The sequence below is a fragment of the Sphingomonas sp. 7/4-4 genome (assembly GCF_027941955.1).
GTDB lineage: Bacteria > Pseudomonadota > Alphaproteobacteria > Sphingomonadales > Sphingomonadaceae > Sphingomonas.
Window position 1 is genome coordinate 2,761,299 of record NZ_CP115960.1, and the last position, 25,276, is coordinate 2,786,574.

Genomic DNA, 25,276 nt, shown 5'->3' on the forward strand with positions numbered 1-25,276 from the left:
CTGGTCGACGATCCGCGCCCTGAAATCCGCCCCGTTGCAGCAGCTTTTCGATGCCGATCCGGGCCGTGTCGCCACGCTTTCGGCCGATGTCGCGGGCATTCACTTCGACTGGTCGAAGACGCATTTGACTGCCGAGGCAGTGCAGGCATTCGCGGGCCTGGCGGACTCGATGGGGCTCGCCGCCAGCCGCGACTCGCTGTTCGGCGGCCATGCGATCAACGTCACCGAGGGCCGCGCCGCCGAGCACAGCGCCGAGCGGGGCGAAGGCGCGCCCGAGAGCGTGGCGCGGGCGCGCGGTTTCCACAGCCGGATGCGGGCGCTGATCGATGCGATCGAAGCCGAGGCGCTGGGGCCGGTGCGGCACATCCTGCATATCGGAATCGGCGGATCGGCGCTGGGCCCCGATCTGCTGGTCGACGCGCTGGGCCGCGATGCTGACCGCTACGATGTTGCAGTGGTCTCGAACGTCGACGGGCTGGCGCTCGACGAGGCTCTCGACCGCTTCGATCCGCAGGCGACGATCATCGCGGTCGCGTCGAAGACCTTCACCACCACCGAGACGATGCTCAACGCCGACAGCGCACTCGCCTGGCTCGAAGGGAACGGCGTCGAGGACCCCTATGGCCGCGTCATCGCGCTCACCGCCGCGCCCGAAAAGGCGATCGAGTGGGAGTCGACGAGACTCGCGTGCTGCCTTTCGCCGAGAGCGTCGGCGGGCGCTATTCGCTCTGGTCGTCGATCGGTTTCCCCGCGGCGCTGGCGCTCGGCTGGGACGCGTTCGAGGAGATGCTCGAAGGCGCCGCCGAGATGGACCGGCACTTCCGCCTGACTCCGCTGGAGAGAAACGCCCCCGCCCTCGCCGCATTCGCCGACCTCTATTACACCCAGGCACGCGGCTGCGAGACGCGCGGCGTGTTCGCCTATGACGAAAGGCTGCGGCTGCTGCCGAGCTACCTCCAGCAGCTCGAGATGGAATCGAACGGCAAGAGCGTCACTGCCAAGGGCCAACCGGTTGAATGGCCGACCGCGCCGATCACCTGGGGCGGCGTCGGCACCGACGCGCAGCACGCGGTGTTCCAGCTGCTCCATCAGGGCACGCGGCTGGTGCCTGTCGAGTTCGTCGGCGTGATCGAGCCGGGCGACGGCCAGGCCGACGCGCATCACAACCAGCTGCTGCTCAACATGTTCGCCCAGGGCGCTGCGCTGATGGCGGGCAAGGCGCATGACGATCTGGCGCGCGCCTATCCGGGCGACCGGCCAAGCTCGACCCTGCTGCTCGACACGCTCGATCCGCGCACCTTGGGTGCGCTGCTGGCCTTTACGAGCAGCGCACCTTCGTCAACGCGGTGCTGCTCGGCATCAATCCGTTCGATCAGTTCGGAGTCGAGCTCGGCAAGGAAATGGCCAAAGCGGCAGGAGCCGGCGGCGGCGACTTCGATCCCTCGACCACCGATCTGATCGCGCGCGCCTTTCCCTGAAGCGCGCTCGTCAGGCGGGCACTGCCGCCTGCTCGACCAGCGTGGCGATATAGTCTTCGAGGCGCACGGCTCCGCGAACCGGATCGTTAGGAACCTCGAGATCATCGACGGTCGCCGCAGTCATTCGCGCATAGCTTTCGGCGGCGGGGCTCGAGAAGCCGATCGCCTTGAACGCGGGCGTCCACTGGTCGCGCGGAATGGTCTCGACCCGCACCGTGCGGTCGAGCGCCGCCGCAAAGGCATTGGCGACGTCCTGCGGCGTATAGAGACGCGGCCCCTCGACGAAGAAAATGCCGGTGCGGTCGTCGGTCATCAGCGCGGCGGCATGCGCGCCAAGGTCCTCGGGCGCGACCATCGGCAGTTCGAAATCAGCGTCGAACATCGTTCGCAGCACGCCTTCGTCGCGCGCTTCCGCCAAACTCGCCGCCCAATTGGTGTAGTAATAGGCGCCGCGATTGACGGCGTAGGGAATCGGCTGGGCCGCGAGGCCGTGCTCAAGCTCCCATAATGTGTTCAGATCACCGCGCCGCTCGCCCGGTTGCGCGCCGTAGGTCGATTCCGCCACCAGCTTCTCCAGCCCGGAATCCGCGACCGCGGCAAGGATCGCGGCGACCGTGCCCTTTTCCTCCGCATCCGTGTCGGTGTGCGGCGCCGCGGGCGGGTTGAGCAGGAAGGCGCGTCGTCCGCTTTGAAACACGAAACGCAATGCTTCGACGTCATGGACGTCTGCGATCGCGATCTTCGCGCCCTTCGCCTTCCATGCTTCGCCTTTCACCGGGTCGTGGCTGACGATCGTGACCGGCTCGTTTCTGGCGAGCAGCGCATTGGCGACTGCCGACCCGACGTGGCCGGTACCGCCGAGGATGATGTGCATGGTCCTTCTCCTAACCCGTATCGCAACCCCCGTCGCGCGCGCCCGTTCCGTTGGCATTCGGCGCAGGCGCGCCTATCTGCGGCTCCAGCGCGACGAAGCGGGAGCATTGCATGGCCGACTATGATTACGACCTCTTCGTCATCGGCGCGGGGTCCGGCGGCGTGCGCGCTTCCCGCGTTTCCTCGGCCTATGGCGCGAAAGTGGCAGTGGCCGAGGAATATCGCGTCGGCGGGACCTGCGTGATCCGGGGCTGTGTGCCCAAGAAGCTGCTCGTCTACGGCGCGCATTTCGCCGAGGACCTGAAGGATGCGCGGCGCTTCGGCTGGAACGTGCCCGATTGCAGCTTCGACTGGGCGACACTGCGCGACAATGTCCTCGCCGATGTCGATCGGTTGAATGGCCTCTACACCCAGGGGCTGGAGAATGCCGGCGCCGAGATCATCCTCGAACGCGCCACGGTCACCGGTCCGCACGAAGTGACGCTGGCGAGCGGCAAGAAGGTCACCGCCAAATACATCCTGATCGCCACCGGCGCGCACCCGCACATTCCCGAATTTCCCGGCAACGAGCATGGCATCACGTCGAACGAAGCCTTCCACCTCGAAACCCTGCCCAGGCGCATCATGATCGCGGGCGGCGGCTATATCGCCAACGAGTTCGCCGGCATCTTCAACGAATTCGGCAGCCATGTGACCGTGGTCAACCGCACCGACGTGATCCTGCGCGGCTATGATCACTCGGTTCGCGACCGATTGCTCCAGATCTCGCTGACCAAGGGCATCGACTTTCGCTTCCACGCCGAATTCGAGCGGATCGAGAAGCTGGAGAATGGCTGCCTCAAGGTGTTCCTCACCGGACAGGAGCCGGTCGAGGTCGACGTCGTCCTGTTCGCCACCGGCCGCGTTCCCAATTCCACGGGCCTGGGGCTCGAAGAGCTCGGCGTGGAGATCGACGCCAAGGGCGCGATCAAGGTCGATGCGCAGAACCGCTCGAACATGGACAGCATCTATGCCGTCGGCGACGTGACCAACCGCATCCAGCTCACGCCGATCGCGATCCGCGAAGGCCAGGCGTTCGCCGACACCGTGTTCGGCGACAAGCCCAGGACGGTCGACTACAACAGCGTCCCCAGCGCGGTGTTCAGCCATCCGCCGATCGCCGCGGTGGGCATGACCGAGGGCGAGGCGCGCAACAAGCTCGGCTCGGTGAAGGTCTATACCTCCGATTTCCGGGCGATGAAGAACGTCCTCGCCAACCGCAACGAGCGCGCGCTGTACAAGATGGTGTGCGACGGGATGACGGGACGCGTGGTCGGCATCCACATGATCGGCCCCGACGCACCCGAGATCCTCCAGGCCGCGGCAGTGGCAGTGAAGGCGGGGCTCACCAAGGAAGCGTTCGACGATACCGTCGCGCTCCATCCGAGCATGGCGGAGGAGCTGGTGCTGCTGAAGTGATCAGGCCCGGTTAGGCGCCGAGAAGCGAGATCGACCCAGGCCGGCACCAGCGCGCCAGCCGGCCCCATCCGGCTCTCGCCGAACCAGGCGCTGCCCTCGGAGCGATCGAGGTTGAGCTCCAGCGTCGCGGCGCCGTGATGGCGCGCGGTCTGGACGAAGCCCGCCGCCGGATAGACTGCGCCCGAGGTGCCGATCGAGACGAACAGGTCGGCGCGGGCGAGCGCGCGCTCGATCACGTCCATCTGGTACGGCATCTCTCCGAAGAAGACGATGTCGGGCCGCAGCGCCGGCGTCCCGCAATCGGGGCATTCGGTTTCGGGCGGCAGCGCGTCCTCCCAGTCGCTACGGTTGCCGCACGCCGCACAGAGCGCCGATTTCAGCTCGCCATGCATGTGCACCAGCCGCTGCGATCCGGCGCGCTCGTGCAGATCGTCGACATTCTGCGTCACCAGCAGCAGCTCGCCCGGCCATTCCAGATCGAGCCGCGCCAGCGCGCGATGCGCGGCATTGGGCTCGACGCTGGCGAGCTTCGCACGCCGTTCGTCGTAGAAACGGTGGACCAGCTCCGGATCGCGGAACAGCGCCTGCGGCGTGCAGACATCCTCGACCCGATGCCCTTCCCACAGCCCGCCCGGCCCGCGAAAGGTGGCGACGCCGCTCTCCGCGGAGACGCCGGCGCCGGTCAGGATCACGATGTTGCGAATGTCAGCCATCGCACGAACCTTTTCGCGCGGAGGCCCAGTGGTCAAGGGCCGTCTACCGACGTGGCGGTCGTAGCGAAATTGTGCTGGAACCGCCGCATGAACTTCATGCAGTTCCTCAAGTCGCTCGACGACTTGCTCTACGAGATCATGACGTGGGCGGTTTTCTATCCGGTCACGATGTGGCGGACGCTGCGGCGTCCATGGACGATGATGGAATATGCCGATTCCGAACTCGAAGACAGCGCCGAGCAGCAATTCACCGACACGTTGAGCCCGCCCTTGTTTCTGCTGCTCACCTTGCTGCTGTCGCACACGATCGAGCTGGCGGTGCTCGGGCAGAACCCGCTGGTGGCCTCGCGCGACGGACTGGCGAGCCTGATCACCGACAATACCTCGCTGCTCGTCATGCGGCTGCTGGTGTTCAGCAGCTTCCCACTGATCATGGCGGTGCGGATGGTGCGCAAGCAGAAGATGGCGCTCACCCGCGACACGCTGAAACAGCCTTTCTACAGCCAATGCTATCTCGCCGCGCCGTTCGCGCTGCTGATCGGGCTGGGTGCGATCGGCACGCAATTGCCCTGGATCGGGCTACAGCTTGCCGGCCTTGCGCTGATGGGGGTCGCATTGCTCTGGTATGGCGGACTCCAGTCGCGCTGGTTCGCGCGCAAGCTGGGTGTATCGCCGTTACATGCGTTCTGGATCGCCTCGGTCGGCATGGTCGAATGCGTGGTGGCGATCGCCTTGCTGGCGCCGCTGATCGTCTGAACTGGCGTATGAGCGCGCGGCAAGATGCACCGGCGATGTTTCGATAAATGAACCGGCCAACTGGCCGAGGCCGAAACGGTGTCGTCAAAGCTGCCAATAAGGGTCACCAAGGCCTGCAGCGGGAGAATCATTGCGATGTATGCGGAATTCAAACCGGGGGATCGAGCCGGCCTTGGTGCGGAGAGTGTCTGCGTGCCGCCGCGCGGGCCCGACCTGCTCAGTGAGGTGCTGCAGGATCTCCGGCTGTCGAACGCCACGTACGGCCGGAGCGAATTGACGGCCCCATGGGGCATCCAGATTCCGTTCAAGGAAGGCGTTCGCTTCCATTTCGTGGCCGAGGGACGCTGCCTGATGCGCAGCGACGGTCTGAAACCGGTGATGATGAACGAGGGGGACGTGGTTCTCCTGCCGCATGGCTCGGCGCATGAAATCGCGAACGATCCCACATGCGCCACGCGGCCGCTCGCGGAACTCGAGCCTGCGCTGGTCGGTAACGGAACCTATCGCCTGGCAGCCGGCGGAGGGGGCGAGCGAAGTCTGATCGTCTGCTGCACGATCGGCTTTGAAGGGCCAACCGCCAATCCCCTGCTCGAAATGCTTCCCTCGGTCATCCATGTCCGTCGGGACGAGATAAGGGATTCCTACATCGCGACCGTTCTTGGGCTCATGGCGGAAGAAGTCCGGACGCCGCGGATCGGAGGCGCGACGGTCATGGCGCGGCTGGCCGACATCATCCTCACGCATATCGTTCGCACATGGGTGGAGAGCGCGGACGCGCAGCTCACCGGATGGCTTGCCGCCATCCAGGATCCGCAGGTGGGGCGGGCATTGGCCGTCATCCACCGCGACCCGGGCGTGGCCTGGACCCTCGACTCGCTGGCGGAAATTGCGGGGATGTCGCGGTCGCAGTTTTCACGGCGGTTCGGCAAGCTCCTGAAAATCTCTCCCACGCGCTATCTCGCGCTGTGGCGCATGCGCCTCGCCACTGCCTGGATCCGCAACAACTTCATGACCGTGGCCGAAGCCGCGTCGCGGCTTGGCTATGAATCGGAAGCGTCGTTCAGCCGGGCGTTCAAGCGCGCGATGGGCATTCCCCGAGCTTCGTGAAGCGGCCCGCCGCATAGGCGCCGGGGATACAGCAGGCCGCTGAGAAGCGCACAAATGGCCAAGCGAATGATATTTTCGGCAATGGGAAAGGCGTCTGCGTCTTCCTATTCCTGGCCCATCGATCGTCATGGCGACCCGGAGCGCGGCGCACCTTTCAAATGCTCGCCGATCCTGCCGCGATGACTGAATAATATCTTCGAGGGCCCTTCCATCAGGAGACATGTATGGCGCTGACGTTGCCTGATCTGCCCGGGCCGGCCGCCGGCGAAGACACGCCCTACTGCGTCATCGCGAAGCATCGCGCCGCTCCCGGTCAGGGCGATGCGCTGGTTGCGCGGATGCTCGAGGATCTCGAAGCGACGCGATCGGAAACCGGATGTCTGCAATTCCACATCCATCGCGATCGATCCGACCCGGATCTCCTGATAATCTACGAGATCTGGCGCAGCATCGATGCACTCAAAACGCACTTTGCCGAGGACTATGTCCAGAGGTTCGTCGCGGCCGCCGGCAAATATGAGCCCGGCGACATGGAGACGCAGTGGCTCGAGATGCTGAGCCCGTATGCCAGCGGCAGGGATTCCGGATGATCGGTGACGCGCAGCCTATGCGTTGCAGCAACTTGTTGGAGACGGTGAACGATGAATAGAAAAGTGATCGGGGCGCTGCAGGGCTCCTTGTGCTTCATTGCAACTGCTCTCTCCTTTTCCTCCGGCGCCTTGGCGCAAAGTGGCTCTGCCGAAACCGGACTCCCGCCTCAGTCGGAGATGCCCAAATGGTTTAGTCGTGGATTGCCGGGCCCAGGGCATGCGGTTCTGGCGCCGCTGGTCGGCACCTGGCGCGTCCAGATGAGCTTCTATGGCACGCTCGGCCGCAGCCCCGATCAGCCGCCGCTGGTCACGGAAGACCTGGTCAGCCGCCGGCAGTGGGTGGCGGGCGGGCGCTACATCGAAGACACGATGGAGGGGACGCTGAACGGATCGCCGGTGTGGCGCAAGGGATGGCTCGGCTTCAGCACCATGGACCGACGTTACGAATGGGTCACGATCGATCCGGTCAACACCACCATGATGTACTTCACCGGCGCCCCCAATTCGGAGGGGCAAACGCCGATCACCATGTCCGGCGTCTTCACCGATCAGGGAGTGGCCGGCGAAGAAACCGTCGGCAAGAGCGTGGGAATGCGTACGGTAATCAGGATCGAGAATGCAGACCGCAATGTCTTTGAACTCTATTTCACCCGTCCGGGGCAGAAAGAGACGTTAGCAACGCGGGCCATCTACACGCGGCTGAAGGAGTGAGCGCCGGCGGCCCCGCGCCCGGATTATCGCCTGCTCAACGTGGCCCGCTCCGCGCGCCGAACCTAATCGAGGGGGAATGCAACTCTCAATAACTGGAACGCATCTTTACATTGCGGGATAATCCTTTCTATCCTCCGGCGCCCGCCGCCAGAGCGGAAAAGGAGAGACCCATGCCTGTTGCCCTGGTCGCGCGTGTCGCGCTCGTCCTGCTCGCCGCGTTCCTCTGGGGCGTGCCTGCGCATGCGCAGGTCACCGGAGCGACACCGGTCGACGCCGACTGGCGCTTTTCGAAGGGCGACGTCGCGGGGGCCGAAGCGGCGGGTTTCGCCGACGCGGCGTGGCAGCATGTCGATCTTCCGCACGACTGGGCGATCGCGGGCCCGTTCGATGAGCATGCACCGGCCACCGGATCGGGCGGCTTCCTGCCGAGCGGCGTCGCCTGGTATCGCAAGCATTTCACAATGCCCGCACGCGACGCCGGCAAGCGCGTGTTCGTCGAGTTCGACGGCGCGATGGAGCGATCGGGCGTGTGGATCAACGGCCACCATGTCGGGCATCGCCCCAATGGTTATGCCAGCTTCCGCTATGAGCTGACGCCGCACCTCAATCCGGCGGGTCAGGACAATGTCATCGCGGTGCGCACCGACACCTCGGCGCAGCCGGCATCGCGCTGGTATGCAGGCTCGGGCATCTACCGCCACGTCCGGCTGATAATGCTGGGCGACGTCTATGCCGATGCGTGGCGGACCGCGGTGCGCATCGACAGGCTGGATGGTGAGAGCGCGCAGCTTTCGATCACGAGCGACGTGACCAACCGCACCGCCGCACCGGTCGACGCCCAATTGGAAGCGACGATCCTCGCGCCGGACGGGAAAACGATCGCGACCTTCGTCGGAACGCGGGCGCAACTCGCGGCCGGCCGGGCGACGCCGCTCACGCTCGGAGGCAGCCTCGCGAAGCCGCGGCGCTGGGATTTGGACGATCCCGCACTCCATGTCGCATTGGTCCGCGTGCGCGGCGCGGATGGCACCTTGCTCTATGAGGAGCGCATCCCCTTCGGCATCCGCGAGGCGAAGTTCGAGGCGGCATCCGGTTTCTGGCTCAACGGGCGCAATATCAAGCTCAAGGGCGTTGCGATCCACGCCGATGGCGGGCCGTTCGGAATGGCGGTGCCGCTCGCTTTCTACGAGCGTCGGCTGAAGGGGCTCAAGGCGCTCGGCGTCAATGCGATCCGCACTGCGCACCATCCTTTCGCCCCCGAATTCCTCGATCTGTGCGACCGGCTCGGCCTGGTTGTCATGAACGAGGCGTTCGACATGTGGACCGTCGCCAAGAACCCCAACGACTATCACTTGTTCTTCACCGACTGGTCATCGATCGACGCGCGCGATTTCGTCCGGCGCGATCGCAATCATCCCAGTGTGGTGATCTGGTCGATAGGCAACGAGATCCACGACACGCCCTATCCCTTGGTGGCGCAGTCGATCATCCAGCGTCTCCAGAAGATCTTCCACGAAGAGGATCCGACGCGCCCGGTGACGATGGCTTTGTTCCGCCCCAACACCACGAAAGACTATGAGAACGGCACCGCCGACCTGCTCGACGTGGTCGGCCAGAATTACCGCGAGAACGAGCTCGCCAAAGCACATGCCGACAGACCGACGCGGAAGATCATCGGCACCGAGAACAGCAAGAACCGCGCGAGCTGGCTCGTGGTGCGCGACGATCCGGCCTATGCCGGCATGTTCCTGTGGACCGGCGTCGATTATCTGGGCGAGGCCGATCGCGCGGGCTGGCCGGCGATCAGCAACCCCTCAGGGCTCGTCGACCGCATCGACGGCGTCAAGCCGATCGGCTGGGAGCGGGCGAGCTGGTGGTCCAACAAGCCGGTGGTCAGGCTCGCGCGGCGCGTGACGCCGGTGATCGACACCAGCGAATTGCCGACGATGGTCGGCGTGGCGATGCCGCAGCCGCGCGGACCCGGCGCGCTTGCCGATTGGACGCCCGAGAGCCTCGCCGCGCATGACGAGAAGGTCGAAGTCTATTCCAATGCCGACGAAGTCGAGCTCCTGCTCAACGGGCGTTCGCTCGGCCGCAAGCCGCGCAATGCCGACGACAGTGCGATCGCCTGGACCGTCGGCTTCGTTCCGGGCGAGTTGCGCGCGATCGGCTATCGCGGCGGCAGGAAAGTCGCGGAGGACGTGCTGCGTACCGCGGGTGCCCCTGCGGCGATCCGCGCCGTCGCCGAAAGCCCGAAGGTCGGCACCGGCTTCGACGATGTCGCGGCGGTCCGGTTCGAGATAGTCGATGCCAAAGGCGTGCTCGTGCCGAATGCCCGCGACGTGCTGACGGTCGCAGTGACCGGCCCCGCCACGCTCGCCGCGTTCGATAATGGCAGCGTCACCGATCACACTGCCTTCGCCTCGCCGGAGCGCGCCGCGGCGGGCGGCAAGGCGGTCGCGTTCGTGCGCGGCACCGGTTCGGGCCAGGTGACCGTGCTCGCCACCGCGCCGGGCCTGAAGGCCGGCCGTATTACGCTTCAGGCCAAGGAGGACTGACCGCCTTCGCGACTGCAAGGTGCGGAGTTTGCATTTTCCGCGCAGCATTTCGCGCCTAGGGAGGGACCGTGAGCCACTGGCGATCAGACCAGGTGCCGCAGCAGGAGAGAATGCCATGACCAACGCGATGCTGCTCGCCGCAGCAACGGCCTGTGCCGCGCTGATTCAGCCCGCCCTCGCCACTCCCGAACCCGAAACTACCGTTGTCGTTTCCGCTGCATCCTATGACCTCGGGACCGCCGAAGGCCGCGCCGCACTGGAGACGCAGGTGGCGCATGCGGTGGATGCCGTGTGCGGCAAGGTCTCGGACCCGCAGGAAAGCCGCAAGCACGAGGCATTTAGCTGCCGCCGCGAGACCGTGCCGAATGTGCGGGCACAGCTCGCCCGGCTCTTTCATCCCGGTGCCGGCAAGGTCACGATCGATCGCTCCGCTTCCGGGCGCTGATCCGACGCGGAAACGAAGCAGCAACGTAATTTTCCCGTAATACCCATTGCGCTGCAGCATATGATGTGATTGTTTTGCTCACGGGCGAGCACTTTTGGGCAAGGAAAGTGCGCATTTGATTCCATAAAGGACACAAACGAACGGAGAGGTTTGAAACGGCTGCGCGCCGCAAAGATGCGTGCGCAGCTCCTGAAGGCGTTGTTTCCCGTTGAGGGTGCCTGTGCGGTGAAAACCGAACACAGGGGGAAACGATGGTCGATTACGGGTCGAAAACAGGCGGCAAAAAAGTCGCATACCGAATTCGTTTGATTGCATTGACTGCTACCGCCACCGCCGCGCTGATCGCCGGGTCCGCCGCTTATGCGCAGGACGTGCCGGCGGTCGAAACCGATCCCGCCGTCGAGCTTGCCTCTACGGAGGGGCAGACTGCCGAAGCGCCTGCCGATCCGACGCAGGAAATCAGGGTAACCGGTTCGCGCATCGTGCGTGACGGCTATAGCGCGCCGACTCCGGTGAGCGTGATCAGCGCCGAGGAAATCCGGAGCGAGGCGCCGGCCAATATCACCGATTTCGTCAATACGCTGCCGGCGGTGCGCGGCAGCGGGACCGCGGCGACCTCCAACGGTTCGCTGAGCAACGGCGCGGCGGGCATCAATACCGTGAACCTGCGCAATCTGGGTGCGGCGCGCACGCTGGTGCTCTTCGACGGCCAGCGCTCGGTCGCCTCCGCGACGACCGGCGTGGTCGACGTCAACACGTTCCCGCAGGCGCTGATCGAGCGCGTCGAAGTGGTGACCGGCGGCGCCTCCTCGGCCTATGGATCGGACGCGGTGTCGGGCGTGGTGAACTTCATCCTCGACAAGAATTTCACCGGCTTCAAGATGGATTACGAGTTCGGCATCACCACTTATGGTGACGGCCAGAACCACAAGGTTTCGGCGACGGCAGGCCAGAGCTTCGCCGACGGCCGCGGCCATCTTCTCCTGAGCGGCGAGTATTTCTCGCAGAACGGCATCCAGTCGATCGATCGAGACTGGAACGACGGCGGCTTCTTCCAGATCGACAATCCGGCCTATAATGCCGCGGCCTGTTCGGACGGCAATTCGGCGACGCCCTGCGTCCCCGCCCGCCTGATCCAGGGCGGCATCGGCACCGGCCAGTTCACGCCGGGCGGGCTGATCAGCACGGGCGCATTCCGCGGCGTCTATTTCGGCGCGATCGACCCGGCGACCGGGCGGGCGACGACAAACCAACTCGCCTTCGGCCCCACCAGCGGCCAATGGATGGTCGGCGGCGATTACGACATCACCAGCCAGGGCCACCGCAGCAGCGCGACGCTGCTTCCCGCCGAGAAGCGCGGCAGCCTGTTCGGGCGTCTCAGCTACGAATTCGCCGACGCCTTCAAGCTGTTCGGCCAGGTATCGTACAGCTACTATCGCGGGCAGAGTTATTATCAGCAGACGCCGACCACCGGCGTGGCCGTTCAGGTCGCGGCTTCGGCAGCCAATGGCGGGCTGATCAACCCCTTCCTGCCCCAGGCGTTCGTCGATCGGGTGAGCGCCTATAATCTCGCCAATCCCGGCGCGCGGGTCACCAGCGTGCAGATCGGTACCAGCAATATCGGCATCCCGCCGCAGGGCAGCGACAATACCCGCGAAGTGTATCGCTATGTGGTCGGCGCGAACGGCGACTTCGGCGCGGTGGGCATCGACTGGAGCTGGGACGCTTATTACCAGCGCGGCGAGACGCGGACGAGCGAACTGCTCACCAATGCGTGGAACCTCGCCCGGATGGCCGCGGCGACGGACGCGGTGGCGGCGCCGGCCGGCAATGTCGGCGGCTATGCCCCGGGATCGATCGTCTGCCGGATAAACATCGACGCGAACGCCGCCAATGACGACCGTTCCTGCGTGCCGCTCAACCGCATCGGCGTGGGCGGCATGTCGCAGGAGGCAGTCAATTACGTGCTCTATAACGGCCTGCAGCCGCTGCGCGACCAGACGCTGACCCAGGACGTCGCCGCGTTCAACCTGTCGACCAACAACCTCTTCGACCTCTGGGCCGGCCCGGTCAGCATCGCGGTCGGTGCCGAATGGCGGCGCGAGACCGTCACCGGCAGCGTCGATCCGCTATTCCGCCCGGTCGTTTCGGCAGGCGTCACCAGCGGGACCTGGATCTACGGCAATTATCTGCCCACGATCGGTGCCTATGATGTGAAGGAGGCGTATCTCGAGACCCTGATCCCGCTGTTCGAAGGCGCGGACCTCAACGGCGCGGTGCGAGTCACCGATTATTCGACATCGGGCACGGTCACCACCTGGAAGGGCGGAGTCACCTGGCAGGTGATCCCCGACATCAAGCTGCGCGGCACCATCTCGCGCGACATCCGCGCGCCGAACCTCGGCGAGCTGTTCGCGCCGGGCGTGGGCCGCACCAACACGGTCAACGTGCCGTCGGGCGGAGGCTTCCGCACCGATCAGTTCAACGAATCGACCGTCGGCAATGCCGCGCTCGCGCCCGAAGTGGCCAAGACATACGGCATCGGCGTGATCGCGACGCCCTCCTTCGTGCCGGGCCTCGCCTTGTCGGTCGACTATTTCGATCTCCAGCTGGACGGCGCGATTTCGTCGCTTACCGCCCAGACGCTGATCGACCAATGCTATATCCAGGCGATCGCCGACGCCTGCACCTTCGTCTCGACGACCGGCGGGCGCGGCGTCACGACGCCCGGGCTGGCGGTGACCAGCATCGAGATCAAGCCGACCAACTTCGTCGGCATCGAAGCCAAGGGCCTCGACATCGAGGCGAGCTATCGGCGCACGCTCGGCCCCGGCAACCTGACGCTGCGTGCGCTCGCGTCGCATGCGATCAGCCTCTACACCAATAACGGCGTCGACGTGCCGACCGAGGGTGCGGGCCAGAATTCGGGCAGCCTTCCCGATTGGACCTATCGCCTGTCGGCCGGATACGATGTCGACGGCTTCAACGCGCAATTGGTCGGGCGCGGCGTGAGCGGCGGCGTCTATGACAACAGCTATATCGTCTGCTCGACCGATTGCCCGGTCTCGACCGTGGCGAACCGGACGGTGAACCGCAACGACATCGCCGGCGCCTTCTACCTCGATTTCAACACCAGCTACGAATTCGAGGCCGGCGGCGGCAAGTTCGAGGCGTTCCTGTCGATCCGCAACCTGCTCGACACCGATCCGGTGCTGGTCGGCAACGGGCCGACCGGCAACAACACCCCTGCTTACCCGCAGACCAACCGCGCCCTCTACGACGTGCTCGGCCGCGTCTTCCGCCTCGGCATGCGCATCCGGATCTGACCGTCCCGGCCGGCGCGAATTTCCTCGCGCCGGCACTTCCTCAAATTCGTCACCAGGAGAGCTCCCATGAACATCAAGCTTCGTACTGCGCTTTCGTTCGGCGCCGCGCTCGTGCTCGTTCCCGCCACTGCCCATGCGCAGGCCTCCGCCGGGCTGAAGGCGGAGGCGGCCGCCAGCGTCGACGCCAAGGCCAAATTGGTCCAGGAAATGGTGGATTCGGTGTTCAGCTTCGCCGAGCCCGGCTTTCAGGAGTTCAAGACCTCCGAATATCTGACCGGCATTCTCGAGAAGAACGGGTTCAAGATCACCCGCGGCGTGGCCGGCATTCCCACGGCATGGACGGCGACCTGGGGCGAAGGCGGTCCGCTGATCGCGTTGGGCAGCGACATCGACGGCCTGCTCGGCCTCTCGCAAACGCCCGGCCTGCCCTATCTCAAGCCGCAGGTGCCCGGCGCGCCCGGGCATGGCGAGGGGCATAATTCGGGCATGCCGCTGATCGTCGCGGCGGCGCTCTCGGCCAAGGAAGTGATGATCAAGCACGGCATCAAAGGCCGGCTGATGCTCTGGCCCGGCGTCGCCGAGGAACTGCTCGCCACCAAGGCCTATTATGTCCGCGCCGGCCTGTTCAAGGACGTCGACGCATCGATCTTCACGCATGTCGGATCGGGCTTCGGCACCGGCTGGGGCGACATGGGCAATAACGGGATGGTCTCGGTCGAATACAACTTCAAGGGCAAGACCTCGCATGCCGCGGGCGCGCCCTGGGCGGGACGCAGCGCGCTCGACGGCGTCGAGCTGATGGACATCGCGTGGAACATGCGGCGCGAGCACCTGCCGCTCACGCAGCGCTCGCATTACGTGATCACCAATGGCGGCGGCCAGCCGAACATCGTGCCGGGCGACGCGACCGTCTGGTATTATTTCCGCGAACAGAAGTTCGACACGATCCGCGAGCTCTACGAGACCGGCAACACGATCTCCGAGGCCGCGGCCAAGGCGACGGGAACCAGCGTGACGCACCGCGTGCTCGGCTATGCCGCGCCCAATTACGGCAACCGCCCGCTCGCCGAGGCAGCGCAGAAGAATATCGAGCTGGTCGGCATGCCGAAATGGACCAGCGACGACCAGGCCTTCGCCAAGGCCGCGCAGACCGCGAACGGCCTCAAGCTGAAGCCGCTCGAGGCGACCGTCGGCAAGATCTCCACTCCCGATTCGCGCGGTGAATCGATGGGCGGCGGCTCGGACGATATCGGCGACATCATGTGGACGGTGCCGACCATCACCATCCGCTTTCCGTCCAATATCCCCAGCATGATCGGCCACAACGTCACCGCGGCGATCGCGATGGCGACTCCGATCGCGCACAAGGGCGCGGTGGCGGGTGCCAAGGCGGTGGCGATGACCGTGCTCGATCTCGCCACCACGCCCAAGCTGATCGCCGAGGCCAAGACCTATTTCACCGACGTCCAGACCAAGGAGGTGAAATACGATCCGGCACTGACCGCCGAGGACAAGCCTGCGATCTGGCTCAACGAGAAGCTCATGAAGGAGATGCGGCCGGAGATGGAGAAATATTACTACGATCCCGCCAAATATCCGACCTATCTCGAACAGCTCGGCATCAAATACCCGACGCTGACGACCACCGCGCCTTGATCGTTCCATAGCGCCCGTCTCTTGATGCTGGCCGCCGAGGAGCATGATGCTTCACCTTCGGCGGCCAGCGGATGCGTGTCCCGCGCTCCGATCCGCACGAAACAGGGAACGGGACCACGGGGCCCGTCTTCAAGATGCAATCTTGCGGGGGCAGGTCGATGCTTCGAAGCCCGCTTACCCGCAGGACGCGATGTACCTTATTCTTCCTCTCCTGCTCGCTTCCGCCAACGTGGCACCGGTCCAGCTGGCCAGCCCTGCCGCGATTGCCGGCCTGCCGCGCACGCAGAATGGCGGCACCTGGGATTCCGGTCATGTGCAGGGCATCGCCGTCGACGTGCAGGGCGGCTACATCTATTATTCCTTCACCAACCTCCTCGCGAAATATGATTTCAGCGGGAAGCTCGTCGGCACGCTGGTCGGCTGGACGGGACATCTCGGCGATCTCGACTTCAACCCCGCCGACGGGAAGCTCTACGGCTCGCTCGAATATAAGAAGGACAAGGCCTTCTATATCGCCGTGATCGACGTGCGCGGGCTCGACCGGATCGGCGTCGAGGCGAGCCGGACCGCGATCTTCCGCACGGTCTATCTGCCCGAAGTCGCCCGGGACTATTCGGCGGACCTTGATGGCGACGGCAAATTCGACGGCGACGTCGCCGCGACGCCCGATCATCGCTACGGATGTTCCGGCATAGACGGCGTGGCGTTCGGTCCGGCATTCGGACGCAGCGACGGCAAACGCTATCTGACTGTCGCCTATGGCATCTACGGCAACACCGGCCGGGCCGACAACGACCACCAGGTGCTGCTCCAGTACGACGTGGCCGATTGGGGCCGCTACGCCAGCCCGCTCACCGAGGCGGCTCCGCATCGCCGCGGCCCCGCCACGGCGCGCGGCAAATATTTCGTCCGCACCGGCAATACGCAATACGGCGTGCAGAACCTCTCTTATGACGAGACGCTGCAGCGCTGGTTCCTCGGCGTCTATCCGGGGAAGAAGCCGTCCTTCCCCAATTACCTGCTGTTCGCCGTCGACGCGCGCGAAAAGCCCGTGCGCGCCGATCTCGTCGGAGTGCCGGGACCCGGCGGCAAAGGCTGGGAGCAGGGCATGCTGCTCGGCCTCGCCCAGGACGGGCTCAAGGACCCGGCCACCGGAATCCGCGGATGGAACCAGAAGGCCGATGTCGGCTCGCAGCCCGTCGGCCAGGGGCTGTTCTACTTCTCCGTCAATTCCGGCGGCAAGGGACGGCAGAGCGCCGATCTCACGCTGATGCGCTGGACCGGCAACCCGGAAAAGCCGTTCGTGCCGATGACGGCGGAAGAGCGGCAACGGCCGGCAAGGGCTCCGGCCGGCCGTTGAGCGGGCGCGTCCGAAGCCTGAGTGTCACAATCGCGGGCTAGGCATCGTCTCGAATCAAGCGGTGCCGTCCGGTCGTCCTGGCCGGGTGCTCCGCAAGCGGACGAACGTCCGGTCAGCGGGTCAGGAATGAACGGCACCGACAGGGAAAGAGCACGCTGGCTGCTGCGCAATATCCTGCCACACGAGCCTGCGCTTCGCGGCTGGCTGGTCCGGCGCCCGTTGCCCGGCCTCGATGCCGACGACATCATCCAGGAAGCCTATACCATCCTCGCCGAGCTCGAGACCGTCGACACCATATATTATCCGCGGGCCTATCTGTTCCAGGTCGCGCGATCGGTCATCACTCGCCATGTCCGCCGCACGCGGATCGTCCCGATCCACGCAGTCGACGATCTCGAACGATTCGACCCTCCCGACGATGCGGCCTCGCCCGAACAGCATGCGATCGACCGGGACGAATTGCGCCAGCTCGCCCGCGCGATCGCGGCGATGCCGGCCAAGACGCGTGAGGCTTTCATCCTTCGCCGCGTCGAAGGCTTGCCACAGCGCGAGATCGCGGCGCAGATGGGCATATCGGAGAATACGGTCGAAACGCATATTTCACGAGGCATCCGATTCTTGATTGATTGGTTCGGGCGTGGCGGAAAGGCATCGTCCCAAACCTCTAGGCAGATGGAACCGGAGATTGCCGCGTTAGATGGCCGAGCGAGAAACCAGTCGAGACATTGATCAGGCGGCGTCCGAATGGACGGCGCGGCTGGATCGTGGGCCGCTGACCCCGGGACAAGACGAAGCATTCCAGGCCTGGCTGCAGGGCGATCCCCGCAGAAAGGGCGCGCTGCTGCGCGCGCAGGCGCTGTCGATGAGGAGCGAGTCCGCGCAGGCGCTCGGGCCGGATTTCGATCCCGCCGCGTTCGAGGAGCCCCGGCAGTCGCCCCCGGGCATCTCCCGCCGCAAGACTTTGATCTGGGCGGGCGGGGCAGTGGCTGCGACCACTCTGGTGGCGCTGGGGCTGAACATCCCTCCGGCGGGGGCAGTGATCAGCACCGGGCGCGGCGAGATCTCGTCTGGTGCCGCTCAAGGACGGCTCGACCGTGCTGCTGAACACCGCGAGCCGCATCCGGATCAAGGAGGATGCGGAAGCGCGCCGCGTCACGTTGCTCGAGGGCGAAGCCTATTTCTCGGTGGCGCGCGATCCGCGGCCCTTCACCGTCGAAGTCGACGGACGCCGGCTGCGAACGACGCAGGCGGGGTTCCGCGTCCGCAAGCTCGGCGGAAGCCCCGTCGACGTGCTGGTGGATCGGGGCCGGGTCGACCTTGCGGCGCCGAACCAGGCCGATGTGGCGCTCGGCGCCAACACACGGCTGCTGCTGTCCGACGATCGGTCCGAGCAGCCGCAATTGATCGCGCCGGAGATCGTCTCGCGCGAGCTTTCTTGGCGCGAGGGGAAGCTGGCTTTCGAGGGCGAAACGCTGAGCCAAGCGGCGGAAACCTTCGCGCGCTACAGCGACATCCGCATCCAGATCCGCGATCCCGAGCTCGCGCGCGAACCGGTGACCGGACTGTTCGCCGCCAACGATCCCGTCGGGTTCAGCCGTGCCATTGCACGCGTATTCGATGCCACGCTCGAACAGCAGGGCGACGAGGTCGTCCTCGCCCGCAATGGTGCAGCGCATTAAAAATTTCTGGTTCCGATAGCGGAACCGGCCGGCTGACGGCTCTCAATCCCGAACGTCGCGACCAACGCGATGCCATTGGGGGTCGGCCAAATGCATTCTCGTCATTTCCTCCGCTGCGGAGCTGCCGTCGTCGCGCTTGCGATCGCTGCGCCTGCCGCTGCGCAGGAGCGCATCTTCGATATTCCGGCGCAGCCGGCGGTTCGCGCCATTCCGGAACTCGCCCGCCAGGCGCAGGTGCAGATCGTCGCGCCGGCGCGCGACCTGCAGGGAATTTCGACGCCGGCGGTCAAAGGCCGGATGGACGTCCGCACGGCGCTTCGCCGCCTGATCGCCGGCACGCCGCTGCGGATCGATACCGACGACGGCCAGATCATCACGCTGCGATCCTCGACGGGCGCATCGACCGCGGGACAGGTGCAGAGCGCCGGCACCGGCAGTGTGCGCGGCCGTGTCTTCAACACCGCGACCGGCGAATATGTCCGCAACGCCGAGGTCCGTGTCGAAGGCACGACGATCGGCGCGCTTTCCGATGACGATGGCGATTTTCGGCTGACGGGCGTGCCCGCAGGCGAAATGACCGTCGTGGTGCGATATACCGGCCTGCAGGAGGCACGTGCCGTCGCCAATGTCGTCGCCGGCGAGGTCGCCATGCTCGACGTCCAGCTGCAGGCATTCTCCGACACGGCTAGCGTGGCGGACGACAATGAACTGGTGGTCACTGCGATCCGTTCGGGCCAGGCCAGCGCGATCATGGAGCGCCGCGCCGCGCCGAACGCCAAGAACGTCGTCGCCGCCGACAATTTCGGCGCGCTCACCATGGGCGATGTCGGCGAGTTCATGAAGAACATGCCGGGCATTTCGCTCGACTATACCGAGGTGGACGCCACCGCGGTGCGCATTGGCGGGCTCGACCCCAAATATTCGACCTTCACCACCGACGGCGCCCGCATGGCGACCGCAACCTCGAACAACAATAACGGCCGCCAGAATTCGTTCGAGCAGATGTCGATCACCGGCGTGGATTCGATCGAGCTCAACAACACGCTCACCGCGAGCATGGATGCCGACTCCCCAGGCGGCAATATCAACCTGCGCAGCAAATACGCCTTCCAGCGCAAGGGCCGGCTGCTGCGTTTCCAGCTGGGCGGCGTCGGGACCTCGGATTCAGGCCTGTCCTCGGCCTATTTCCCGGACGACAAGAAGCATGCGCGGATCTATCCCTCGGCGCAGATCGGTTACGCCGACGTCTTCCTCGACGGCACGCTCGGCGTGGCGTTCAACGCCAGCTACAACGCCAATTACGTCCAGCAGGACCGTATCCAGACCGACTGGTCGTATCTCGCGAACGGCCGGGTGATTCCCTATCAGGTGATGTGGCGCCCGGGCCCGAAATTCACCCACCGCGAGGCCGCCAACCTCAGCGTCGACTATAAGGCGAGCGACAAGCTCACCCTGTCGTTGCGCAGCAACTATTCGTTCTACGACGTCGAATATTTCAACCAGTACACCTTCCTGATATTCGGCACGACGACGTCGACGCGCGCCACTGCGGATTCCACGCCGACCCATATCGTGGTCAATCCCAACGGAACGACCGCCACCCGGCTGCACACCCAATATTCGCACCGTTATGCCGGCACCCCGGCATGGCTGGTCGCGCCCAAGATCGAGTATAAGGACGACAGCTTCGAGGCGGTGCTGCGCGGCAGCTATTCGAGCTCCGAGTTCAACTTCCGAGACAATAGCAAGGGCTTCTTCCAGCGCACCGACAGCTGGCTGACCCGGATCGGCTTCACGATGGACCGCCCCTCGGTAGATTCCAACGAATGGACGCTGACCCAGACCGCGGGCCGCCCCTGGGGCGATCCCGCGAACTTCAACCGCGACGACGATATCGGCAACAATATCCGCACGTCCGAATCCAATGCCGTGAACGAGATGTACGGCGGCAATCTGGACCTGAAGAAGAAGTTCGACGTCGCCGGCGTGCCGTTCACGCTGCTGGGCGGCGGGGGCTGCGTCGCAACGACTGGCGCACCAATGAAGGGTCGTTCAACCAGTTCCAATATGTCGGCCCCACCGGCGACCTGACCCAGCGCGCGCCCGAAGCGGTGATCCCGTGGACGCAGAACTACCAGTTCCAGATGCTCGGCTTCGATGCCGGCAACATGAACGCACAGAACTGGCGCGCCGACAGCAATTACGCGACCTACGATATCTTCAAGGCGCATCCGGAATATTTCGTGCCCGACACCGTCGGCAATCTGAAGCGCGACCTCGACAACAACAAGCGCGTCACGGAAGACGTCTTCGCCGGCTATTTCGAGGTTCAGGCGCGCACGGGCCGGGCGCGGTTCGATCTCGGGCTGCGCTACGAGAAGACCAAGACCGGCGCGAAGGTCGCCAATATCCGCCCGGTCAAGGACGTCACTGCGGCCGGCCTGTCGGTCAGCACGGTCGAGGGCCTGCTCTACCAGTATAACGGCGGCAGCTATTCGACGCGGCACGGCGAATATGACGACTGGTTCCTGAGCGGCGGGATCAAATACGATTTCACCGACAATCTCGTCGGCCAGTTCGCCTACAGCCAATCGATCCTCCGGCCGGATTACGGTAATCTCGGCGGCGTCGTATCGGTCAATGACGACACCCAGATCGTCAACGTGCCCAACACGCTGCTCAAGCCCGAGCATTCGACCAAATATTTCGCCGGCCTCCAATATTTCCTCGAGCCCTCCGGCGTGGTCGGCGTCTCTTATTACCGGCTCGACATCAAGGACATGCAGGTCACCGGCATCACCGTCGATCCCGAGGATGTCGGCTATAGTTCGGGCGACTATCCCGGCTACATCTTCCGCAGCGCGCAGAACGCGCCGGGGATCAGCACCAACGAAGGGGTGATCTTCGAATATGACCAGCAGTTCAGCTTCCTGCCCGGCGCGCTCAAGGGCTTCGGCATGCGCGCCTCGCTGACGATGATCGACCCCGATGGCGAGCGGGTGAACATGCCCAAAAAGGCGGCGAACTGGGGCTTCCGTTACAGCTATAGCGGGTTCGACCTCCAGCTCACCGGCAACTGGCAGGACAAATACCGCACCAGCGCGCTGAGCAACACGTCCACCACCGCGAACAACGGCATCCTCTACCACGCCCCGCGCGAGCTGTGGAACCTCAGCGCCAGCTACAAGATCGACAAGAATTTCGAAGTGATGCTGGCGGGGCGCAACATCTTCAACGCGCCGGACGTGATCTATTCGAACGTCCCCGGCCGGGTGCAGCAATACACGATCTACGGCTCGATGTGGAACCTCGGGATCAAGGGCACTTTCTGATGGCACTCAATATCGATCGTCGCAGCCTGATCGTCGGCGCGGGTCTCGGCCTTGGCGCGCTCGTACTGCCCGCCGGCCGGGGCCTCGCGCAGCAGCTCCTCGCCTCGAAAGGCTTCACGCACAATGTGGCGAGCGGCGAGCCCGGCCCGGATTCGATGCTGCTATGGACGCGCTACGTGCCGGCAGCGGGCGACAATGCGATCCGGCTCGATGCCGAGGTCGCGCTCGATCCGGACTTCACCAGGCCAGTATCGGGCGGCAGCGTGCAAACCGGTCCGTGGCGCGACTGGACCGCGAAGATCACCGTGGACGGGCTGAAGCCGGGAACCCTCTATTGGTACCGCTTCGTCGCACCGGACGGCAGCAAGTCTCCGGTCGGGCGCACCAAGACGCTGCCGGTGGGCGATGCCGGCCGCTTCGGGCTGGGCGTGTTCTCGTGCTCGAACCTGCCCTACGGCTGGTTCAATGCCTATGGCCATGCCGCCGCGCGGTCCGATCTCGACCTCTGGCTCCATGTCGGCGATTACCTCTACGAATATGGCACGCCGGCAGCGACCGACGTACGGGTGCTGAACGATCGGGCACTCGCACCGGAACATGAGATCCTCGCCATCGCCGATTACCGCATGCGCTACGCCTGTTACCGCGCGGACCCCGATCTCCAGCGGCTGCACCAGATGGCGCCGATGGTGGCGTTCTGGGACGATCACGAATCGAGCAACGACAGCTGGGAAGGCGGCGCGCAGAACCACCAGCCGGCGAAGGAGGGCGACTGGAACCTGCGCCGCGCCGCCGCGATGCAAGTCTATCGCGAATGGATGCCGGTCTCGGACGAGCCGTGGAAGGCCTATCCGATCGGGACGCTCGCCACGCTATACCGGACCGAATCCCGCCTGCTCGCGCGCACAAGGCAGGCCGATATCGGCGCTACGTTCAACGCGGCCGATCCCGATGCCGCGCTCAAGACGTTCCGCGACGGGATCTGGCACGATCCCTCGGCGACGATGCTCGGCTCGACACAGGAAAGCTGGCTGGCGCATGCACTGAAGGCCAATGCGCGCTCTACTGCCTGGCAGCTGGTCGGCATGGGGACGATACTCGGGCGGACGGTGATGCCGCAGGAAGCGGTGAGCTGGCTTCGTCCCGATGCCACCGAGAAGAGTGTGGCGAGCTTCCGGAACAATGCGCGCGCAGCGAAGCTCGGCCTGCCGATGTGGATGGATCGCTGGGACGGCTATCCCGCGGCGCGTTCGCGATTGCTCAAGGCCGCGCAGGCGGCGGATGCGGATCTGGTGATGCTCTCCGGCGACAGCCACAATGCCTGGGCTTATGCGCTGGTCGAGGACGGCCGGCCGGCCGGCGTCGAGTTCGCCGGCCACGCCGTCACCTCTCAGGGAATGGAAGGCAGCATGGCCGCCGATCCCGCAATCGTCGCCCGCGGCTTCATCGCCGCCAATCCCGAGCTCAAATGGGCGGACACCAGCCGGCGCGGCTATATGATGCTCGAAGTCACGCCCGAGCGCGTCACCGGCGAGTGGCTGTTCCTGCAGACGATCAAGGCGAGAAACACGGCCATGGCGGGCACGCACCGGATGCACGTCCGACGCGGGCGGAGAGTCTTTGCGGACTGAGTCGCGGCAATCTTTGCCATGGGCCTGGCGGCAACGCGACGCCGGCGATTTTCGGGCGCCGGAGACCAATCCGCCAGGTGCCTCGGGCTTCAGCAACGCTCATTTCGCGCCAAAGGCCGCCTTTGCGCCGTCACGCGCTCAATCGGCAGGCAGCCGATGCGCGGCAAACAGCGCAATGCTCTCGGCCGCGCCGGGATCGCGATTGGCCAATACGATCACCGTGACGCCGCGCTTCAGGAAGTGGTGCAAGGAACCGCTCATTCCCGGCGCACCGCCGCCGTGTCCGATGAAGCGTCCGGTTCCCGCCATCGATCCGCCGAAATCGAAGGGGGCGAACTGCCCGTTCTTCGTTCGTATTCCGCCGTCGATCAGCTTCTGAAGCGTGTCGCTCCGCAAAAGCCGATGGGACGTCAGGCCGTTGACGAACCTGTTGAAGTCGCCGACCGTCGAATAGCCGCCGCCCGCGGCCGTGCCGTTGAGCGGCAGCGTCTCATCGGCGCGCTTGAGCCGAGCCCCGGACCCCATATAGCTGACGGCCCGGCGTGACAGCACCGCTCTCTCCGGCTGGTTTCCCGTCGAGGCCATGCCCACGGGATCGAAGATCTTCCGCTGAATGTACGCGTCGTAACTGAGGCCAGAGACCTCCTCCACGATCCGTCCCAGCAGGATAAAGCCATAGTTGCTGTAGGAAGAGCGACTTCCCGGTGCGAAATCCAGAGCGCGCGCGCCATACAGATCCACATAATCCTTCGTACTGCGCAGCGATGCCTTGTGCGCGTCGAACTCGGGTCCGAAAATGTCGCCGGTTCCGCCCGTATGGGTGAGAAGGTTGCCGACGGTCACCTTGGTCGCGACGTCCTGGTTCGGATAATCGGCCAGATAGCGTCCGATCGGCGCCTCCAGGTCGATCTTGCCGTCCTGGGCCAGCTGCATGATCGCGATGGCCGTGAACATCTTGCCCATCGATCCGAACCGAAACTGCGTGTCGAGCGTGTTAGGCTTGCGGTTCTCGCGGTCCGCCAGCCCATAGGCCTTCTGGAGCAGCACGCGCCCGTTCTGCGCCAGCAGGATCGCGCCCGAGAACTGATCCTTCGCCGTCCGGCTCGCCGCGCGCGTTTCGACGGCCTTGATCAGCATGGGCAGCGCGAGCTTCGCCGGCCTGGCGGCGCCGGGCGGAACGTCCTCGCTCCCTCCCAGGAAGACGAACTCGATCTTGTCGGCGGGCGTCGCGCCCAGCTTGAGATGCATGATGCCATACGAATCCCAGTTCGGATCGTAGCTCCACAGCTGCACGCTGCCGGCATCGGCGGATTTGACCCCGCACAGCTGAATGCCGCGCAGATTGTCCCGCAATTCCAGCCACCGCTCCGGACCATCCCGCAGCACGGGGCCACGATCCCTTACGAAGCGGACATAGGTGGCGTCATCCGCCGTGTTGATCACATTGATCCAGTCCCCGGCCAGGCGCACCGCCGTCACCGTCGACGGCAATTGCGATCCCTCCGCCGGCGGAACCTGTCCGCAAACAGTAGATTCCGAGAATGACCCGGGACTTGCAGCGGCAAGCAACATTGTGAGCGCAAGCGAAAGCATGGGGATCTCC

The 25,276-nt window shown here is 65.1% G+C and carries 17 protein-coding genes and 3 pseudogenes; 17 read left to right on the forward strand and 3 right to left on the reverse strand.

Translation table 11 applies throughout. The annotated features are described in order from the left end of the window. Positions 1-139: 139 nt before the first annotated feature. A pseudogene (gene pgi, locus PIB19_RS13905) lies at positions 140-1,478 on the forward strand (glucose-6-phosphate isomerase). A gap of 10 nt (positions 1,479-1,488) precedes the next feature. Here the strand turns inward: pgi and PIB19_RS13910 are convergent. After that, a complete protein-coding gene (locus tag PIB19_RS13910) occupies positions 1,489-2,409 on the reverse strand; it encodes an NmrA family NAD(P)-binding protein (protein WP_271237844.1) in 921 nt (306 codons plus the stop codon). A 53-nt stretch (positions 2,410-2,462) separates the two neighbouring features. Between PIB19_RS13910 and gorA the strand changes: the two genes are divergently transcribed. Next, the gene (gorA, locus tag PIB19_RS13915) at positions 2,463-3,809 is read left to right on the forward strand and encodes a glutathione-disulfide reductase (RefSeq protein ID WP_271237845.1); all 1,347 of its coding nucleotides are present in this window, start codon (positions 2,463-2,465) and stop codon (positions 3,807-3,809) included. A gap of 32 nt (positions 3,810-3,841) precedes the next feature. On the opposite strand, the pseudogene PIB19_RS13920 reads toward gorA, so the two are convergent. Continuing rightward, positions 3,842-4,522, reverse strand: a pseudogene (locus PIB19_RS13920) (NAD-dependent deacylase); the annotation flags it as partial. Positions 4,523-4,573: 51 nt separating this feature from the next. On the opposite strand from PIB19_RS13920, the gene PIB19_RS13925 reads away from it, so the two are divergent. The 15 genes and pseudogenes from PIB19_RS13925 (at position 4,574) to PIB19_RS13995 (ending at position 23,673) form a co-directional block, all read left to right on the forward strand. Beyond that, the gene (locus PIB19_RS13925; RefSeq protein ID WP_271237846.1) at positions 4,574-5,278 is read left to right on the forward strand and encodes a hypothetical protein; all 705 of its coding nucleotides are present in this window, start codon (positions 4,574-4,576) and stop codon (positions 5,276-5,278) included. A 135-nt stretch (positions 5,279-5,413) separates the two neighbouring features. Further along, positions 5,414-6,385, forward strand: coding sequence for an AraC family transcriptional regulator (locus PIB19_RS13930; protein WP_271237847.1), 972 nt, complete (start codon positions 5,414-5,416; stop codon positions 6,383-6,385). A gap of 224 nt (positions 6,386-6,609) precedes the next feature. Continuing rightward, the gene (locus PIB19_RS13935; RefSeq protein WP_271237848.1) at positions 6,610-6,975 is read left to right on the forward strand and encodes a putative quinol monooxygenase; all 366 of its coding nucleotides are present in this window, start codon (positions 6,610-6,612) and stop codon (positions 6,973-6,975) included. A gap of 63 nt (positions 6,976-7,038) precedes the next feature. Further along, entirely contained in the window at positions 7,039-7,686 is a 648-nt protein-coding gene (locus PIB19_RS13940; RefSeq protein WP_271237849.1) for a DUF1579 family protein, read from the forward strand. A gap of 170 nt (positions 7,687-7,856) precedes the next feature. Beyond that, on the forward strand, positions 7,857-10,244 hold the full coding sequence (locus tag PIB19_RS13945) for a glycoside hydrolase family 2 TIM barrel-domain containing protein (RefSeq protein WP_271237850.1): 2,388 nt from the start codon (positions 7,857-7,859) through the stop codon (positions 10,242-10,244). A 115-nt stretch (positions 10,245-10,359) separates the two neighbouring features. Then, positions 10,360-10,689, forward strand: a complete 330-nt coding sequence (locus PIB19_RS13950) for a UrcA family protein (RefSeq protein WP_271237851.1) — start codon at positions 10,360-10,362, stop codon at positions 10,687-10,689. Positions 10,690-11,003: 314 nt separating this feature from the next. Then, positions 11,004-14,015: a TonB-dependent receptor plug domain-containing protein gene (locus PIB19_RS13955; RefSeq protein WP_271237852.1), complete on the forward strand. Its 3,012-nt coding sequence runs from the start codon at positions 11,004-11,006 to the stop codon at positions 14,013-14,015. Positions 14,016-14,081: 66 nt separating this feature from the next. Further along, entirely contained in the window at positions 14,082-15,671 is a 1,590-nt protein-coding gene (locus PIB19_RS13960) for an amidohydrolase (protein WP_271237853.1), read from the forward strand. 190 nt (positions 15,672-15,861) lie between these two features. Then, positions 15,862-17,031 carry a hypothetical protein gene (locus tag PIB19_RS13965; RefSeq protein ID WP_271237854.1) on the forward strand — a complete coding sequence of 390 codons (1,170 nt, stop codon included), beginning with the start codon at positions 15,862-15,864 and terminating at the stop codon, positions 17,029-17,031. 126 nt (positions 17,032-17,157) lie between these two features. Then, a complete protein-coding gene (locus tag PIB19_RS13970) occupies positions 17,158-17,760 on the forward strand; it encodes an RNA polymerase sigma factor (protein ID WP_271237855.1) in 603 nt (200 codons plus the stop codon). Further along, positions 17,729-17,830 (forward strand): annotated as a pseudogene (locus PIB19_RS13975) (anti-sigma factor); the annotation flags it as partial. The gene PIB19_RS13970 and the pseudogene PIB19_RS13975, both read left to right, overlap by 32 nt. 271 nt (positions 17,831-18,101) lie before the next feature. Further along, entirely contained in the window at positions 18,102-18,710 is a 609-nt protein-coding gene (locus PIB19_RS13980) for a FecR family protein (protein ID WP_271237856.1), read from the forward strand. Positions 18,711-18,800: 90 nt separating this feature from the next. Next, positions 18,801-20,801, forward strand: a complete 2,001-nt coding sequence (locus tag PIB19_RS13985) for a TonB-dependent receptor (RefSeq protein WP_271237857.1) — start codon at positions 18,801-18,803, stop codon at positions 20,799-20,801. Further along, complete coding sequence (locus tag PIB19_RS13990; protein ID WP_271240989.1) at positions 20,726-22,042, forward strand: TonB-dependent receptor domain-containing protein; 1,317 nt, start codon at positions 20,726-20,728, stop codon at positions 22,040-22,042. Before PIB19_RS13985 ends, PIB19_RS13990 begins: the two co-directional genes overlap by 76 nt. Then, complete coding sequence (locus PIB19_RS13995) at positions 22,042-23,673, forward strand: alkaline phosphatase D family protein (protein WP_271237858.1); 1,632 nt, start codon at positions 22,042-22,044, stop codon at positions 23,671-23,673. Before PIB19_RS13990 ends, PIB19_RS13995 begins: the two co-directional genes overlap by 1 nt. Positions 23,674-23,811: 138 nt before the next feature. On the opposite strand, the gene PIB19_RS14000 is transcribed toward PIB19_RS13995, so the two are convergent. Further along, the gene (locus PIB19_RS14000; RefSeq protein WP_271237859.1) at positions 23,812-25,266 is read right to left on the reverse strand and encodes a serine hydrolase domain-containing protein; all 1,455 of its coding nucleotides are present in this window, start codon (positions 25,264-25,266) and stop codon (positions 23,812-23,814) included. Positions 25,267-25,276 lie beyond the last annotated feature (10 nt).